This window comes from Neofamilia massiliensis (assembly GCF_001299475.1).
Lineage (GTDB): Bacteria > Bacillota > Clostridia > Tissierellales > Peptoniphilaceae > Neofamilia > Neofamilia massiliensis.
Genome location: NZ_CYUJ01000002.1, coordinates 480,410 through 496,862, shown reverse-complemented (window position 1 = coordinate 496,862; position 16,453 = coordinate 480,410). Strand labels below are relative to the sequence as shown.

Below are 16,453 nucleotides of genomic sequence, written 5' to 3'. Positions count from 1 at the left end.
TTATTTAATTATAACATATTTGTAGCCTAAATTTTTAGCTAAACTTTCAAATTTTTTTAAATCTTTTACTTTTGTAGATGGTATATCTTTCATAAAAAGTCTGCCATTGTGGTTCCTATAGGCAATTAACTTAATTTTTATATCAGCAAAGTTCTTCGGAAAGGAACTTTTAATTTGTCTCAAGGCATTTTCTGTATCTACAAAATCTTCTTGGTGGACAATTCTTATTTCGTAAAGTTTTTTTGTCTCTAGTAAATATTTTATTGTATCCACCAGTGGGACTTCTCTAGTCCCTCCAGTTAATCTTTTAAACTTCTCATCGTCCCAGGCCTTGACGTCTACCATAACACCGTCTACATATTCCATTAGGTCTAGGTGTTTAGAAAGATCAACCTTGCCATTGTAGTCTAAAAAGCAAGTTAGCTTTTCTTCATGGGCCAGAGAAAAAAGGTCTTTTAAAAATTCTGGATATAAACTGGCTTCTCCACCTGAAAGAGTAATGCCTCTAATAAAGGGCATGTTCTTTCTAACTTCAGCCATTAAATCTTCTGGACTGTAGGCCTTGGTCTTTGGTGAAGCAAGATAGGGACAAGTTTCTATACACTTGTCGCAGTCTATACAAGTATCTTCATTCCAAGTTACCTTTTTATCTACAAGTTTTAGAGCTCCAACTGGGCAGACTTCTATGCACTTGCCACAGTGGATGCACATATTTATAGTCTCAGGGTTGTGACAGTAGCCACATTTTAAATTACAGCCTTGGACATAAATAGAAGTTCTAGCTCCTGGTCCATCTACTGTCGACAGGGGAATAATTTTATTTATTAGTATTTGTTTACTTCCCATTCTAGTCAGCCATTCTAACTTTTCTGTCTTTTAGATGGTTGATTTCATAATTTGGAGCACCTAATTGAGTAGTATTTTGTAAAACTGCCTGGTCGTGTTTGTATTTTTCCATTTCTGAGCGTTTTACTAAATAACCTGTAATCCTAACTAGGTCAGTATCTGCCGCATAAAAACTCATATAGTGGACACCAGTTTGGAAGGCGCCTTTAACAACATCTAAAAGTGAATCTGTGTTAGCTTCAACATTTGTAGCAATTGGGAAAATATCTCCTACGCCAGCTGGAAAAAACTTGTGGTACCTAGATGAATGTCTAAGGTGGTCAATAAAAGAATCTGGTTCGTCTCCAACTGGAATTCTAACTCCTGAAGTTACACCTAGGTCTGAGTCTAGGCCAACTTGGGCATGAAGCAAGAATTTTCCGCCAGTAACTTTTGAATATGGAGCTTCAAAGCCATTTACGATTTCTTCAACTCTCTTTAGAATTTCTACTCCAAGGTCATCTGCTTCCTTGTCTCTGCCATATTGAAGGTCCCTATCCTTTAATAAGGTGTTAACAGCTTCAGCAAGGCCAGTAACTCCAAACATGCCTAAGAACCTGTCCTTGTTAATTAGGCCTTCTTTTACTAAAAAGTTAGATTCAAAAAATCCTGACTTTTCTACGATAAATTTTATTCTTTGACTCATATAGTCTGCTATTAGTCCTAAGACTTCTGGCAATAAATTATCCATAAAGTCACCTACTGACTTAGCCTGCTCAGCAAGCTTAGTTAAAGTGATCCTAGTTAAAGTATAGGCTCCACCACTAGTTGGAAGTATATTATAGCAAGATGAAATGCCATAGTCTAAGTCAAAAGGCTCAGTGTTAACTTGGTGGTTGCAAATTGCTGGATTTGAACATTTTAGTGAACAAGAAATTGCCTTTTTCATAAAGTCATCTGCAGTAATTTCTGGATCGTATTTTATTGTAAAGTTTGGTACAGGGTTATTTAGTGGAGCAATTGCATCTAAGATAAGACTGCCTGCCCTAGTTGCCTTAGGTCCAATGTTTGCATGACAAAATGAATCTGTTATTGTCCTGTCTAGGTAGTTGAAGAATAAGGTAAGTTTTTTTACAACTTCTTCGTCTGTCAGATCTGTAATAAATGGATCTATCATATAGTCTAAATTTCCTAAATAAACTGGAAAACTAGTTATAGATGGAACGTGGTGGTAAAGAGTCATTAGGGCAAAAAGTAATTCATCAAAGTCTTTTGGCGGCTTAATAGCTAAAAACTCTGAGCCGTTTTTTATAAATTTATCATAATCAGGTAAGATATACCTTGGTCTATAAGGTGCGTGGCCTTCAAAAAGGTCGTTAATTGACCCGTTGTCAAAGTATTCTTGCATCTTGTCTGAAATATTTAAGACATCCAAGCCATTTTCTGCCTGGCGGGCAAGGTTAAGAACCTTTTGTTCGTAGGTTAGTTTTGTAGAAGTTAGCACTTCATATACTGCATCTTTGTCAAACATAATTTTTCTCCTTGTCTTAGTAAGTTATTTTTAAGTCTTCTTAGTTTTAAAATAAAATTTTTTAGCTTCTTCTAAAAAGCATAATTATTAATTTTCAGTTTTTATGGTTTTTACAAATTGGATTTGATAGTTTTCTTCCACTTCTGGTATTAAAAGTAAAAGTTCTCTAATAGAATCCTTGGCCTTTTCTTCTGCTTTTGATAAAAGTCCCTTGTTTAAGGCTTCAGCCTCTCTTTCTTCTTTTTGGTCTTGTCTAAAGGCTGAATAGTCTTCAACTTTTAGCGGATTAAAAATAGATGACTTTTCATCGTAGATTTTTATAGAGTTTTCGTCAATTTCATGGGACAAAATTTTTGTTTCAGGCAGGCTTATTAAAATGTTGTTATCTTTGACTTCAATGGTCATCTCGTCTAAGTTTACTCCTGCGCTAATTGTTCCCTCAAAGGAAATAATAAATTTCTTCAAAGTTAAAGGGATTTTTATTCCATAAAAGTTGGATTGGTTTTCGTACGTGCCCATACTTGTGTAAAAGTATTTTGTTGTAGTTAGTTCTTCTACTGACAATAAACTCTCCTTTAAGCTAGTTGATGTTATTGTTGGCGCCTTGTCTTTGGCATTTTTATATTTAAAGCCCAGGTAGGCTCCTCCTAGAACAAGGGCTAAGATTAATATTGTAAGTAAAATCTTTTTTAATTTTTTCATTAAATCTTTCATTCTCCTCAAATATTTTATATTAATAATTATACCCGATTTTCTTTACAAGTCATAATAAAAAGGCCATAAATTTCTTTAGGCCTTTTTATTTTTTTATCCTTGAGCTGTTCTTTCTTCCATTAACTTATTTGAATACGCCCTATCTGCCTCAACATTGTCTCTGGCTCTAGCCATCATAAGTTTAATTCTATTTTCTTGGTTGGTCATAGAGGCTGAGGCGTCATAGTCAATGGCAACAATATTTGCATTGGTATAAGTTTCTCTTATTGCCTTCATAACTCCCTTGCCTGTAATGTGGTTAGGAAGACAACCAAAAGGTTGAACGCAGACGATGTTGTTGGCTCCGTGATGGATTAGCTCAACCATTTCTCCAGTTAGTAGCCAGCCTTCGCCGTATTGATTGCCTAAGGAGACAAATTCTTGGGCAAAGTCCATTAGCTCTTCAATGTCTGCTAGCTGGCCAAACCTTGTGCCTTCTAGGGCTTTCCTTATTGGTTTTCTAAAACCTTCAATGTAGTTAATAACTATTTCTGATCCTAGAGAGCCTAAATATCCCTTTGATAGACTTTGGTGTTTGATACTGGCGTTTTTCATACAGTAGTAAATAAAGTCAATTAGGTCGTTGACAACAACTTCTGCCCCTTCTTCTTCTAAAAGTTTTTGGACATTGTTGTTGGCTGCTGGTAGGTACTTGACTAAAATTTCTCCTACTATTCCAACCCTTGGCTTTAGTTCATTTGTTATTTGGACACTAGAATAATCTTCTACACACTCTCTTACAAGTCTTTCGTGGTCTTTTTTCTTATAGGAAGATAGTTCATCCTTAAAGATAGCCATCCACTTTTTGTCTAAGGCGTCTGTTGTTCCCTTAACTACTTCATAAGGTCTGGTCCTATTTGAAAGTCTCATTAAAAGGTCGCCATAGACTGTTGCCAGAGCCATTTTTCTAAAGGACTTGACAATAGACCTGTCTGCAAATAGACCTGGATGAAATTCTATGGCCTGGAAGGACAAGGCAATTACTGGAACGTGACCAAAGCCTGCTTCCTTTAAGGCCTTTCTTATAAAGCCAACATAGTTTGATGCCCTACAAGCTCCTCCTGTTTGGCTCATTAAAACTGCCAATTTGTCTGTGTCATACTTGCCTGACTTTAACGCGTCAACAATTTGGCCTACAACAAACATTGATGGATAACAGGCGTCGTTGTTTACATATTTTAAGCCTTCGTTTACAACCTGTGAGTTAGTTGGTTTTAAAACTTCTAGTTTCATACCTGAGGTCTTCATTGCCTCTTCTATTAATTCAAAGTGAAGAGGAGCCATTTGTGGCATTAAAATTGTATAGCCAGACTTGGCCATTTCTTTAGTAAAGATTAGTGGGTCTTCATCAAATTTTTCTATAGCCTTTGGAGCCTTTAACTCTCTTCTTTCTGTTGCTTCAATTAGGGACCTAAGTCTAATTTTTACTGCGCCAAGGTTTGAAACTTCGTCAATTTTTATAACTGTATAGGTCTTGTTGTAACCTCTTAAAATTTCATTTACTTGGTCTGTTGTTATAGCGTCAATTCCACAGCCAAAGGAGTTTAGTTGAACAAGTTCTAGGTCCTTTCTTTGGCCAACAAATTGAGCTGCCCTATAAAGTCTTGAGTGATAGGTCCATTGGTCTAAGACTCTGAGCCTGCCATCTATTTCAGTTGTAGTTGCTAGGGCGTCTTCAGAAATTAAAGCCAGGCCCATTGAATTAATAAGTTCTGGAATGCCGTGGTTAATTTCTGGATCTATGTGATAAGGTCTACCACAAAGGACAATGGCTTTTAAATTATTTTTTTCTATATATTCTAAGGCTCTTCTACCTTCTGCTAAAATGTCAGCGCCATACCTATCTTGTTCTTCATAGGCTGCCCTAACAGCTTTTTTAATTTCATTTTTTGGAATGTCTGGGAAAATTTCAGCCATTCTCTTTTCTAACTTTTTCCTATTATCAAAGGAAATAAAGGGATTTAAAAATTTAACATTCTTATCTGCCAGGCTTTCAACATTGTTTTTTAAAACTTCTGAATAACCAGCAACAACTGGACAGTTTAAAGTGTTGTCAGCCTTAGAAAATTCTTTTTCTTCGTAGAATACTGAAGGATAGAAAATAAAGTCTACTCCTTCTTCAATTAGTGCTTCTAAGTGGCCGTGGCTAATTTTTGCTGGATAGCAGGCAGTTTCAGATGTAATTGACTCGATTCCCTTTTCATAAATTTCCCTAGATGACCTTGGTGATAAAACAACTGAATAACCTAAGGAGCTAAAGAAGGTATGCCAGAAAGGATAGTTTTCGTACATATTTAAAACTCGAAGTAGGCCAACTTTTCCTCTTGGCGCCTTTTCTGGATCTAAGGAGTCGTAATCAAAGACCCTCTTGTATTTATATTCATAGAGGTTAGGTAGGGTGTTTTCCTTAGACTTAGTAATTCCTGCTCCCCTTTCACACCTGTTGCCTGTAATATATCTTTGGCCGTTGGAAAAAGTATTTATAGTCAGCCTGCAATAATTAGTACATTGGTGGCAGGTTGCGTTTTTAGTCTTATAAGAAAAATCTTCTAAGTCGCCTTTAGAAAGTAAATTTGTTTTTTCTGGAGCTTTTTCCTTGGCTATAAGTCCCATACCAAAGGCTCCCATTAGACCAGCAATTCTCGGTCTAATAACTTCCTTGCCAGTAATTAATTCAAAGGCACGAAGAATTGCGTCGCCGTAAAAGGTTCCCCCTTGGACTACAATATTTTCTCCTAGACTTTCTGGATCTCTAATTTTTATAACCTTTTGAATGGCATTTTTTATAATTGAATAAGCTAGGCCTGCTGCAATATCTCCAACTTCTGCCCCTTCTTTTTGGGCTTGTTTGACCATTGAGTTCATAAAAACTGTACACCTAGACCCTAGGTCAACTGGATTTTTTGCAAGTAAAGCTTGGTTGGTAAATTCACTTACACTTAGGCCAATAGAATTTGCAAAGGTCTCTAAGAAGGACCCGCATCCAGAAGAACAAGCTTCGTTTAATAGAATTGAAGAAATAACTTCGTCTTCAATTTTCATGGCCTTCATGTCTTGGCCGCCAATGTCAACTATAAAGTCTACTTTTGGATTGTAGTACATGGCAGCCTTTAAGTGGGCAATAGTTTCAACTTCGCCATGGTCAACATTTAAAGCTGTCTTTATAAATTCTTCTCCATAGCCTGTTATACCTGATGAGGCTATATAGGCTCCGTTTTCTAATTTATCGTAAATAATTTTTAATTGTTCAGTAATTACTTCTAGGGGTTTGCCCTTGTTGTTGCCATAAAATGAATATCTTATGTTGTTGTCTTCATCTAAGAGAACTAACTTTGAAGTAGTTGATCCTGCGTCAATGCCTAGGTAAAGCGGGCCCTTGTAGCCAGCTAGATTTAAGTCTTTAACCCTGTGACTTTCATGTCTCTTTCTAAAGTCATCTAATTCTTCTTGAGATTCAAAAAGTGGTCTTAAAAAATTAGTAGTTGTAAGATCCTTGTCTTCGTTATTTTTAATTTTTTCATAAAGGTCTTTAAAGGAAACATAGTCCCCGTCTTTTGAAAGTAAAGCTGCCCCAAGGGCTACAAAAAGTTGGGGATTTTCTGGCACAATAACTTCGTCGTCTTTTAAATTTAAAGTTAGAGCAAATCTCTTTCTAAGTTCAGGTAGAAAGTGAAGTGGACCTCCTAAAAAGGCAACCTTGCCTCTAATTGGTCTGCCACAAGCCAGGTTTGAAATTGTTTGATTGACAACAGATTGGAAGACAGAAACAGAAATGTCTTCCTTGCTGGCCCCTTGGTTGATCAAAGCTTGGATATCAGTTTTTGCAAAAACTCCGCACCTGGAAGCAATTGGATAAGTCTTTTCAAAATTTTCTGCATAGGCATTAAGACCAGCTGCATCAGTTTCAAGAAGTGATGCCATTTGGTCTATAAAGGCTCCAGTTCCTCCTGCACAAATTGAATTCATTCTCTGTTCAACTGATCCCTTTAGATAAATAATTTTAGAATCCTCGCCTCCAAGTTCAATGACCACATCTGTTTGTGAAATTTTAGTTTTAATAGCCTTAGTTGAAGCTACAACTTCTTGAACAAAAGGCAGGTCCAAAAGTTTGTGGATAATAAGGCCACCTGAACCTGTAATATTTATAGTTGTTAAGTCGTCTTTAAAAATTTCTACACACTCTTCTAACATTTCTTCAACTGTCTGTCTAACATCGGAAAAATGTCTTTGGTATTTTGAGTATAAAATTTTTTCATCTTGGTCCATAACTACAATTTTACAAGTAGTTGAACCAATATCTAAACCTGTATGAAGTTTCATGTTTCTCCTATCTAATAGATTTATAATAATTCTAATTTTTTATAAGTAACAATTCAGATAAATTATATCACAAAATTATGAAATTCCCTGGTCTTTCTTTAGTATAATTGTAATTTTACAAGATTTTCATAATTAAAAAATTAATAAGTTAAAAACTAAAGCATTGTGAAACTTTTTTTAGTGAAAAATATTTTTTTTGAATATTAAAATGATTAAATCTAAAGCAAGGTCCCTATAATTTAAATCTAATAGTTTGTAAAGTTATCAAAGCACTTAAAAAAAAGGACCTACTAAATTTTGAACCGATATGTCCAAAGTAGACAGCGTAATTAATTAAAAATACGCTAGATACTTTGGAGGTATATCGATGAACAAACAATATGATTTAGAAACAAAAATTAAAGCTTGTAAAGATTATGAAGAAGGCAGAGAGTCATATGATAGCTTAGCAAGAAAATTATCTGCAGCAAAATCAACAATTAGAAGATGGTGCTTTAGATACAAAGAGCATGGGGAAGAAGCCTTTAAAAAGCCAGATCATAAACAGGTCTACACAAAAGAATTCAAACACAAAGTAGTAGAAGAATATGTAAGTGGAGAATCTTCATATGCAGACTTATCTGCAAAATACAATCTAAACCACAGCACCATAGTTAGATGGGTAAACAAATAGTATAAGAGAAGAGAATTAAAAGACTATACCAAATGAGCTACCAATACCATGAAAACTAGAAAGACCACATATGAAGAAAGAATAGAAATTGTAGAGTGGACAATAAAAAATAATATGAACTACAAAAAAGCTTCAGGAAAATATGAAATTCCATATGCAAACATATATAAATGGACAAAAAACTATCTAGAAAATGGTAAAGAAGCTCTAAAATACAAGAAACGTGGAAGAAAAACTAAGACTAAGATAAAAAAACAAAATCTAACAGAAACAGAAAGACTAAAGTTAGAACTAGACGAAGAAAGAGCCCTAAGAAAAAGACGAGAATTAGAAATAGAAATACTAAAAAAAAAAGAAGAATTGGAAAAGAAAATCCTGTCACAAAACTAGAACAGCCAGAATAAAATCAAATAGTATACTACTATAGAGAAAAAGGATATCCAGTAAAATTAATATGCGAAGTACTAAACATATCAAGAAGTAGCTACTACAAAAACAAAAAAAGAATAACACCAGAAAAAGAAAACCAGGACCTGTTGCTATGTATGTTAATATCAGAATATCATTTGACATTTGATGGAATACTAGGCTATAGAAATATGGCCATGTATATAAATAAATTTAACAGCACAAACTTTTCAGAAAGCTACATTTATAGACTAATGAAAGTATTAGGCGTATCATCAAGAGTCAAAAGAAAAAAAGTAAACAGAAAAACCATAATGCCAGAATACACCGGAGAAAACATACTAGCAAGAAACTTTACAGCAACAAGGCCAAACGAAAAGTGGCTAACAGACGTAACAGAATTTAAGATTCCAGGAGAAAACAGAAAGCTATATCTAAGTGCGATAAAAGATCTATATGACAACAGCATAGTAGAATACGAGATATCATATAGAAACAACAATAAATTAGTATTTAAAATGTTTGACAGAGCAATTGAGAGTAACCCAGACGCAAAACCACTATTCCACAGTGACAGAGGATTTCAATACACAAACAAAACAATTAAAAGAAAACTAGAAGAAGCAGGAATGACACAAAGCATGTCAAGAGTAGGCAAATGTATAGACAATGGACCAATGGAAAGCTTCTTCGGAACATTAAAATCAGAAATGTTTCATGACAAGAAATTCGAAAGTTTAGAAGAATTGAAGGAAAAGATAGAACAATACATTAAATTTTATAACGAAGTGAGACTACAAAAAGGCTTAGGATGCATGAGTCCACTAGAATATAGAAATCAAGCATCCTAAAGATAAAATTAATTTAATTATGTGTCTACTTTATAAACATCAGTTCACTTTTAGTAAGTCCTCTTTGTTTTTAATTTAAAATTCTACATAGTAGTCTTGGGATCTTTTTGCAATGATCTTATCTGCCATTTCATTCCCAAGGGCAACGCCTTTTTCAAAGTCTTCTTTGTTTGGAGTTCCCTTTACTTCAACTGTGCTTTCAACTAAATCATAACCAGATTTATTAGCAAATTCTTGAAGCTCTTTAAGGGCTCCGCCTCCCCAGCTATAAGAACCAAATACTCCTAAAGTGTGGTTTTTCATTTTTTGGTTGACTAAAGTTCTAACTAGGTTTTCCATTGGTGGGAACAAGGCGTTGTTGTAGGTACATGATCCTAAAACTAGGCCTTCATACCTCCACATATCGGCTAATAAATAAGATAGGTGGGTTTTAGAAACGTCGAAAATTCTAACATTTTTTATTCCTCTAACGGCTAAGGTCCTAGCTATTGTTTCAGCCATTTTTTCTGTATTGCCATACATTGATCCATAAATTATAGCTACACCTTCTTCAGTTTTTTGGTCAGAAAGTTTTTGATAAAGGTCAAAAATTCTAGATGGGTTTGTTCTCCAAACTGGTCCGTGAACTGGGCAAATCATTTTTATATCTAGAGGAGATAATTTTTTAAGGGCGTTTTTAACTAGGGTTGAAAACTTGCCGATAATGTTTGTATAGTATCTAATAGTGTCGTCTAAATAAAATTCCCAGTTGATTTCGTCGTCAAAGATTGCTCCTGACAAAGATCCAAAGGCACCAAAGGCGTCTTGAGAAAATAATCTGCCTGTTGATTCTTCAAAGGATACCATTGATTCTGGCCAGTGGACCATTGGAGTTAGATAAAATGTAAGTTCTGTATCTCCAAGGCTTAATTTGTCTCCATCTCCAACTTCAACAAAGTTTTTTTCATAAGAAAATCCATTATAGCCTTCAAGTTGGTAGTAGTTTTCTAAAAATTCTCTAGTCTTTTTGTTACCAACTAATTTAATGTCTGGATAAAGGTCTAAAACACTTGTAATAGATCCAGAGTGGTCTGGTTCCATGTGGTGGACAATTAAATAATCAATTGGTCTGCCCTTTAAGGCAGCTTCTAATTTTTCTACAAAAAGACCTGACTTGTTAATTTTAACAGTGTCTAGTAGGGCAGTTTTTTCGCCAGTATATAAATATGAATTATATGAAACCCCATTTTCAAGTGGCCACATATTTTCAAAAAGTCTAGTATCTCTATCGTTTACACCAATGTAGTGCCAATTTTTGTCAATTTCTACTGATAAATATTCCATTTCTTCCTCCTAAATTATTTTTCTTCCTACTTATATTTTAACCTATTAAAGAAAATAAGTAAATAAAATATTAATTTTTTCTTATTATTCTTCGTCGTAAGATTCTAAAAAGCTTTTCTTCTCTCCATCTTCCTTCCAGCCTAAAATCGCACCCATGTCTACATTTTCTGCTGACATAAAAATTGAATTTCTAACATTATAAAAAGATCCTTCAAGGTCCTTGATTAATTCTTTTATTTCTGCCCTCTTGCCATCTTTCTTTTCAGCAATCCTACAAGAACAATTTAGGGCTTGAATGCCAGAGTTTTCTATAAATCTAATAATTGATTTTTCTTCCACAAAATAAAGGGGCCTAATTAATTCCATATTGTCAAAATTTTTCGCCTTAAGCTTTGGCATCATAGTCTTGTAGTTGGCTGAACAAAGGACATTTAATAAAATCGTTTCAATTACGTCATCATAGTGGTGGCCTAGGGCTAGCTTATTGCAGCCTAGACTTTGGGCCTTGGCGTAGAGATTTCCCCTTCTCATTCTGGCGCACATATAACATGGTTTTTCTCTGTCTAAATGGTCGGCAACTTCAAAGACATCTGACTTATAAATTTTTGCTGGAATTTTTAAATAGTCTAAGATATCTTCTAGATGAGCCCTAACTGAATCATTGTAGCCTGGGTCCATGGCAATGTATTCAACTTCAAAATCAAAGATTGAATGCTTGTGAAGTTCTTGAAAGAGTTTTGCTAAAAGCAGGGAATCTTTTCCCCCTGATATTGCCACAGCAATTTTGTCTCCTTCTTGGATCATGTCGTATTCTTTTATTGCCTTTACAAACTTTATCCAAATGTGCTTTCTATAAGACTTTACTATTGATCTTTCAATTGTCTCCAAGGACTTTCTCTTTTTGTCCTCATCTAAAACAAAATTTGAATCAGATAGAGATCCTTTTACAACTCCATCAATTATTACTTCTTCCATATTCCTCCAATTCTTTCATGTCTCCATGAAAATAATTTAAATCTATAAACTCGCTAGCTCCTGGCCCTCCATAGCCCTCAAGCTTGCCCTCATCTTCGTATTGCCAAAAGGTCCACTTTCTCCCCTTGGGAAGTCTTGGATAGTCCTTTGATATAGACCTGTACCAAATATCGACGTCGTCATAACCTTCAAAAAGATATTTTTCATAAACATACTTGTTACAATAAATAATAACTTTTTTTTCATAGGCTTCATAGAGCCTGTCAACTAGTCTTCTTAAGTCTGGATCAACTTCTTCTTTGGACAGGGGTTTGTTGATATAAGACCCATAAAATTCAAGGTCTATAACTGGACCCATATCGTCATCTTCTAAGTCAACGTGGGAAATAAAATTATCAGCCTGGTCGTCACCACTTACTGAAAAGGTATAAAAGTGGTAGGCAGAAATTTTCATCTTAGACTCTCTGGCCTTGTCCCAGTTTATAAAAAAGTTTTCATCTTGGTGGTCCTTACCTTCTGTGGCCTTAATAAAGGCAAAGCGAATAGACTGGTCATAAAGGGCAGAAAAATCTACATCACCTTGGTAGCGAGAAATATCAACTCCCCTAACGAAGGTAAGTTTTTCAACTTCTTCTTCAATTTTTTCATTTTTAGATAAGAGGGTGAAAATAAAAAATAAAATTAAAACTAAGAAGATGACAAAAGTCCACCTTCTCCTTTTAAAAGTTTTATTTTTCTTTGTCCTCTTTTTCTTTTTCTTAATAGCCATGGTCTGTAAAATAATCTTCTAGTTGTCCAACTGTATCAACACTAAGGTCTGTTAGCCCTTTAATTTCATCAATGTGATCCTTGGTTGCCTGGGCCAAAACTCCCAGGGTCTTCATGCCCAAAGCTGATGCAGTTTTTATAGCATAGAGGGCATCTTCAACTACATAGCAGTCCTCAGGTTCAACTCCAAAGTAGTCGGCAATTGATAAAAAATACCTAGGGTCGTCCTTGTGAAAATCAACTTCATCTGAAACACATTGTAAGTCAAAATGAGGATGCAGGGAAAATCTGTCTAAGACAACATCAACTAGGTCTCTTTGGGTAGCAGTAGCTAAGACAACCTTGTCTCCTTTATTTCTTATCCTTTGAAAAATCTCAATAATCTTTGGATCAATTTCAAAGGTGTTTTTATAATTATAAGCCATTAAGGCCTTTAGGTCAGTGAGAATTTCATCTGGACTTTTGCTTAGAGAAAACTTTTCCTTAGTATATACAATTCCATCTTTTAAAGTCATATTTAAAAGCTCCTTGCCAAGTCCCTTAGGCGCCTTTATGCCAAGAGTCTTTAAATAATTTTCCATTAAAGTATTCCAATAGTCCATAGAATAGATAAAAGTTCCATCCATGTCAAAAATAAAAACCTTCATTAGACCTCCATATATTCTTCTCTTCTTATAGTTTATAAGACTAGATTTTTATTGTCAAACTAATTATTTTTTTATAAAGTTAGATATAAAAAAGCTATGAGCAAAATACCCATAGCTAAAAATTTTATATGTTTTAATAAGACTTGTCTGAATTTTCATTTATTGTTTTAAAACCACTTTTTATTGCAAGTAAGACACCTGCAATTATAAATATAAATACTACTATTAGAGGGATATAATTCATATTTGTTATCAGACCTTTTATTGCAAATGCTAATTCATAGTTACTCCTATAGGCTCTAAGTGCAATTCCAATAATGAACATAAAGATATAGGCTAAGAAAATATTTTTAAACAATATTTTCCCCTCTCCGAAGACCATCTTTTTCATTTGATTTTCTGTCATACCTGTAGTTGATAGGAGTTTAAAATCATTGAATCTTGCTCTAAGGTTTCCTTTAAAACTATTATAGGCGTTGGAAAGAGCGATTGTTATAAGAATGATTTGGATAGCTAGGTTTAAAAGTCTTTCATTCCTTATTTGTTCTTTATCCATGGCTGCTCTAATAATTTCTGTAGAAGTGCCATGGTCAGATTTTGGAACATAATTTGAAATAACTTTTTCTGCATCTTCAAATACTTTTTCTTTATTATTATCAGCTTTAATTTTTACAAAGTAATAATAGACTGGGTCGCCTTCATCTATTCCATATTCATCAATAAATTTTTTCATAGTACTTTCACTTGTAAAGATAGATATTTGATTGTCATTATAAGCTTCTAGATTATAAGGCATTTCATCAATACTTGAATCTATTTTTATAGGCATGGACTTACCATCTGCATTATATTTTAAAGTAACATCTCCAAATCCCTTATCAGAAATTTTTATATACTCACTAAAAGCATACGGAGTTTTATTATCTTTTCTTATCTTATTAAGCAATAAGTAAGATGCATGAGAGATGTTATTTTCTTTTAAAAGCTTTTCAAAATCTTCATCTGTTAAAGCATATATACTAGCATATAGTCTATCTTTTGCTATTTTCCCACTATCAAGAGAATTTTTTAAGTCTTTAGAAATAAAGTCTTTATTATCGTCAAGGTAAAACTTAGTGTTATTTCTTTGATATAGGTGAAGCTCTTTTATTCCATCAACTTTTTCTAAATCAGCTAGTAAGTTTTCATCTAAATTCTTATCAGTGTAAATACTTGAATTAAAATTGTAAGGACTCTTATATGAGTTATATTCTTTATTCAAAGCTCTATATGATTGGCTAACTAAGACTGCAGTCAGTACAAAGGCAGAAAGTGCCATGGAAATTACAATAATTCTATAGGTTGAACGATAAGACCTATAATAATCTTTTGCTAAAGTCTTTTCTATAGGTCCATTTATTTTTGATTTTCCTAATTTAATATTTTTTTCTGTAATCCCATTTAAACCTTCTATAATTTTTATTTTTGCACTTTTTCTAGCAGGAATTATCGCAGATAAATAAACTGTTAGGATTGACAATAATATAATCATTATTATAGAAATAGGGTTTGGATAAACGAAATAAAAGTCTGGTGATTTTAAACTTTCTCCTAATATCTGAGACATATTTTTATATGATATTGAATTATTAAGCCACATCAAGTATAAGAGAAGATTTGCAAATGCCAAAGATAGAATTGTTCCCAAGGCTATTGGTAAGGTGGAAAGTTTAAATGCTTTCTTTCTAATCATTTTTTTGACCTGCTTATCTGTCATTCCAGTAGTTTTTAAAAGAGAAATTTCCCTTAAATCTCTATTGTTCCATACATTAAAAGCACCATAAATGATAAAGGCAAAGAGTAGGCAAAGTAAGAAAGCTGCTCCATATTTTTCTAAAGCTGAATTAACAACACTTTTTGGTGGAATGATTCCTTTTGGATAGACCATTTTATATTCTAAGATATCTTTATTATAAAATACTCTACCAATGTCTAAGGCATGGTTTTCATCAATATTCATTTCTGATAAAATTTCCCTAGTTTTTGTATAAGTATCCCTTATATTTTTATACCAAATCTGGGCTTTTATTCCACCATTTTTTTCAAACAAGACTTTTTTATCATCACTCTCAGTCAAACCTATAAGCATAGAATCTTCAAATGATTTAGAATAATCATCATAAATTCCAACTACTTTATAAGTTTTATCACGAACAGTTATTTCAGAACCCAAATCGTATTCTTTACTTTTTATTAAAAATTTCTCTGGAACTAAAATCTCGTTTGAATTATTAGGTTTTCTTCCCTCTTTAATATCAAAACCTATAAGACCAGTAGGATCTCCAAATTCATAGATAGTTGCATTTAAATCTGTCTCTATGATTTTATTAAAAGAAATCTTTTCTATATCCTCATCATTTATTAATTTATCATAAAGTTTCTCGTCAATTTCACTAATTGACACATGGTAGTCTCCAACATTTTTTTTGACGTAATTGTACTGGTCAGTACTCAATAAATTGAAAATAAAAATAACAGTTCCTAGTAGCATAACTGCCAAAAGTATGGAAATTTTAATGGCAAAACTGTCTTTCTTATTATTTTTTACAGCTCCATCAGCTAGGTCATTAATAATTTTCATAAGTTTCATCTCCTAAGAAATTTAACCTACCATCTACCATTCTATAAACCTTGTCACAAGAATTTGCTACTTTTTCATCATGAGTTATTATCATAATTGTAGAATTTAATCTTTTATTTACAAGTCTGAAAAGTCCTGTGATTTCTTCTGAGTTTTTCCTATCAAGATTTCCTGTAGGCTCATCTGCTAGGATAATGGCAGGTCTTGTAATAAGACTTCTAGCAATAGCCACCCTTTGTTGCTCTCCACCTGATAACTGCTTTGGATACCTATCGAGTTTTCCTTCTATTCCTAGTATTGATAAAATTTCCTTTAAATATTCCTCATCTGCCTTTTTATTGTCTAACAAAAGAGGAAGTAAAATATTTTTTCGAACGTTGATGTTTGGAATCAAATTAAAAAATTGATAAACAACGCCAATATTTCTTCTGCGAAATACTGTCATCTCATCTTTGTTAAACTTGGTAATATTTTTATCTTGAATAAAAATATCCCCATTTGTTGGTTTATCAACTCCTGCTAATAGATGAAGCAAGGTAGACTTTCCTGACCCGCTATCTCCAATAATGGCGACAAGATCTCCTTTTTCTAGTTCAAAATTCACATTTGATAGAGCGTGTACTTCTACTCCACTATTGTAAGTTTTTGTTAAATCTACTGTTTTTACAATATTCATATTGCATCCTCCTTAACTTGTCTATATAATACTAGGCTTAAGTGACTGGAAAGTGACTAGAAAAAAATGACTGTGCTTTATTT

At 33.6% G+C, this 16,453-nt stretch carries 13 protein-coding genes; 3 read left to right on the top strand and 10 right to left on the bottom strand.

What is annotated here, in order from left to right; all coding sequences use genetic code 11:
- The 4 genes from BN2667_RS02405 to BN2667_RS02390 all read right to left on the bottom strand — a co-directional run bounded on the left by BN2667_RS02405 (position 1) and on the right by BN2667_RS02390 (position 7,429).
- Entirely contained in the window at positions 1 to 846 is an 846-nt protein-coding gene (locus BN2667_RS02405; RefSeq protein ID WP_054251730.1) for a YjjW family glycine radical enzyme activase, read from the bottom strand.
- Between the two features lies 1 nt (position 847).
- On the bottom strand, positions 848 to 2,356 hold the full coding sequence (locus tag BN2667_RS02400) for a YjjI family glycine radical enzyme (protein WP_054251729.1): 1,509 nt from the start codon (positions 2,354 to 2,356) through the stop codon (positions 848 to 850).
- 87 nt (positions 2,357 to 2,443) lie between these two features.
- Positions 2,444 to 3,058 (bottom strand): DUF4230 domain-containing protein, encoded by a 615-nt coding sequence (locus BN2667_RS02395; RefSeq protein WP_075967881.1) that lies wholly within the window; start codon positions 3,056 to 3,058, stop codon positions 2,444 to 2,446.
- A 105-nt stretch (positions 3,059 to 3,163) separates the two neighbouring features.
- Entirely contained in the window at positions 3,164 to 7,429 is a 4,266-nt protein-coding gene (locus tag BN2667_RS02390; protein WP_054251727.1) for an acyl-CoA dehydratase activase-related protein, read from the bottom strand.
- A 367-nt stretch (positions 7,430 to 7,796) separates the two neighbouring features.
- Between BN2667_RS02390 and BN2667_RS02385 the strand changes: the two genes are divergently transcribed.
- Genes BN2667_RS02385 through BN2667_RS02375 form a run of 3 tightly spaced genes read left to right on the top strand, consistent with a single transcriptional unit; the run spans position 7,797 to position 9,361 of the window.
- Positions 7,797 to 8,102 (top strand): helix-turn-helix domain-containing protein, encoded by a 306-nt coding sequence (locus BN2667_RS02385; RefSeq protein ID WP_054251726.1) that lies wholly within the window; start codon positions 7,797 to 7,799, stop codon positions 8,100 to 8,102.
- 48 nt (positions 8,103 to 8,150) lie between these two features.
- The gene (locus BN2667_RS02380; protein ID WP_054251725.1) at positions 8,151 to 8,492 is read left to right on the top strand and encodes a helix-turn-helix domain-containing protein; all 342 of its coding nucleotides are present in this window, start codon (positions 8,151 to 8,153) and stop codon (positions 8,490 to 8,492) included.
- 20 nt (positions 8,493 to 8,512) lie between these two features.
- Positions 8,513 to 9,361 (top strand): IS3 family transposase, encoded by an 849-nt coding sequence (locus BN2667_RS02375; RefSeq protein ID WP_075967852.1) that lies wholly within the window; start codon positions 8,513 to 8,515, stop codon positions 9,359 to 9,361.
- Between the two features lie 75 nt (positions 9,362 to 9,436).
- Here the strand turns inward: BN2667_RS02375 and BN2667_RS02370 are convergent, their stop codons facing one another.
- The 6 genes from BN2667_RS02370 to BN2667_RS02345 form a co-directional block, all read right to left on the bottom strand.
- Positions 9,437 to 10,684, bottom strand: a complete 1,248-nt coding sequence (locus tag BN2667_RS02370) for an FprA family A-type flavoprotein (protein WP_054251723.1) — start codon at positions 10,682 to 10,684, stop codon at positions 9,437 to 9,439.
- Positions 10,685 to 10,768: 84 nt separating this feature from the next.
- Positions 10,769 to 11,659, bottom strand: coding sequence for a tRNA 2-thiocytidine biosynthesis TtcA family protein (locus BN2667_RS02365; protein WP_054251722.1), 891 nt, complete (start codon positions 11,657 to 11,659; stop codon positions 10,769 to 10,771).
- Positions 11,640 to 12,428, bottom strand: a complete 789-nt coding sequence (locus BN2667_RS02360) for a glycoside hydrolase family 25 protein (protein ID WP_054251721.1) — start codon at positions 12,426 to 12,428, stop codon at positions 11,640 to 11,642. The genes BN2667_RS02365 and BN2667_RS02360 overlap by 20 nt, the downstream gene beginning before the upstream one ends.
- A complete protein-coding gene (locus BN2667_RS02355; RefSeq protein ID WP_054251720.1) occupies positions 12,418 to 13,074 on the bottom strand; it encodes an HAD family hydrolase in 657 nt (218 codons plus the stop codon). The genes BN2667_RS02360 and BN2667_RS02355 overlap by 11 nt, the downstream gene beginning before the upstream one ends.
- A 133-nt stretch (positions 13,075 to 13,207) precedes the next feature.
- A complete protein-coding gene (locus BN2667_RS02350; protein WP_054251719.1) occupies positions 13,208 to 15,694 on the bottom strand; it encodes an ABC transporter permease in 2,487 nt (828 codons plus the stop codon).
- A complete protein-coding gene (locus BN2667_RS02345) occupies positions 15,681 to 16,370 on the bottom strand; it encodes an ABC transporter ATP-binding protein (RefSeq protein ID WP_054251718.1) in 690 nt (229 codons plus the stop codon). The genes BN2667_RS02350 and BN2667_RS02345 overlap by 14 nt, the downstream gene beginning before the upstream one ends.
- Positions 16,371 to 16,453 lie beyond the last annotated feature (83 nt).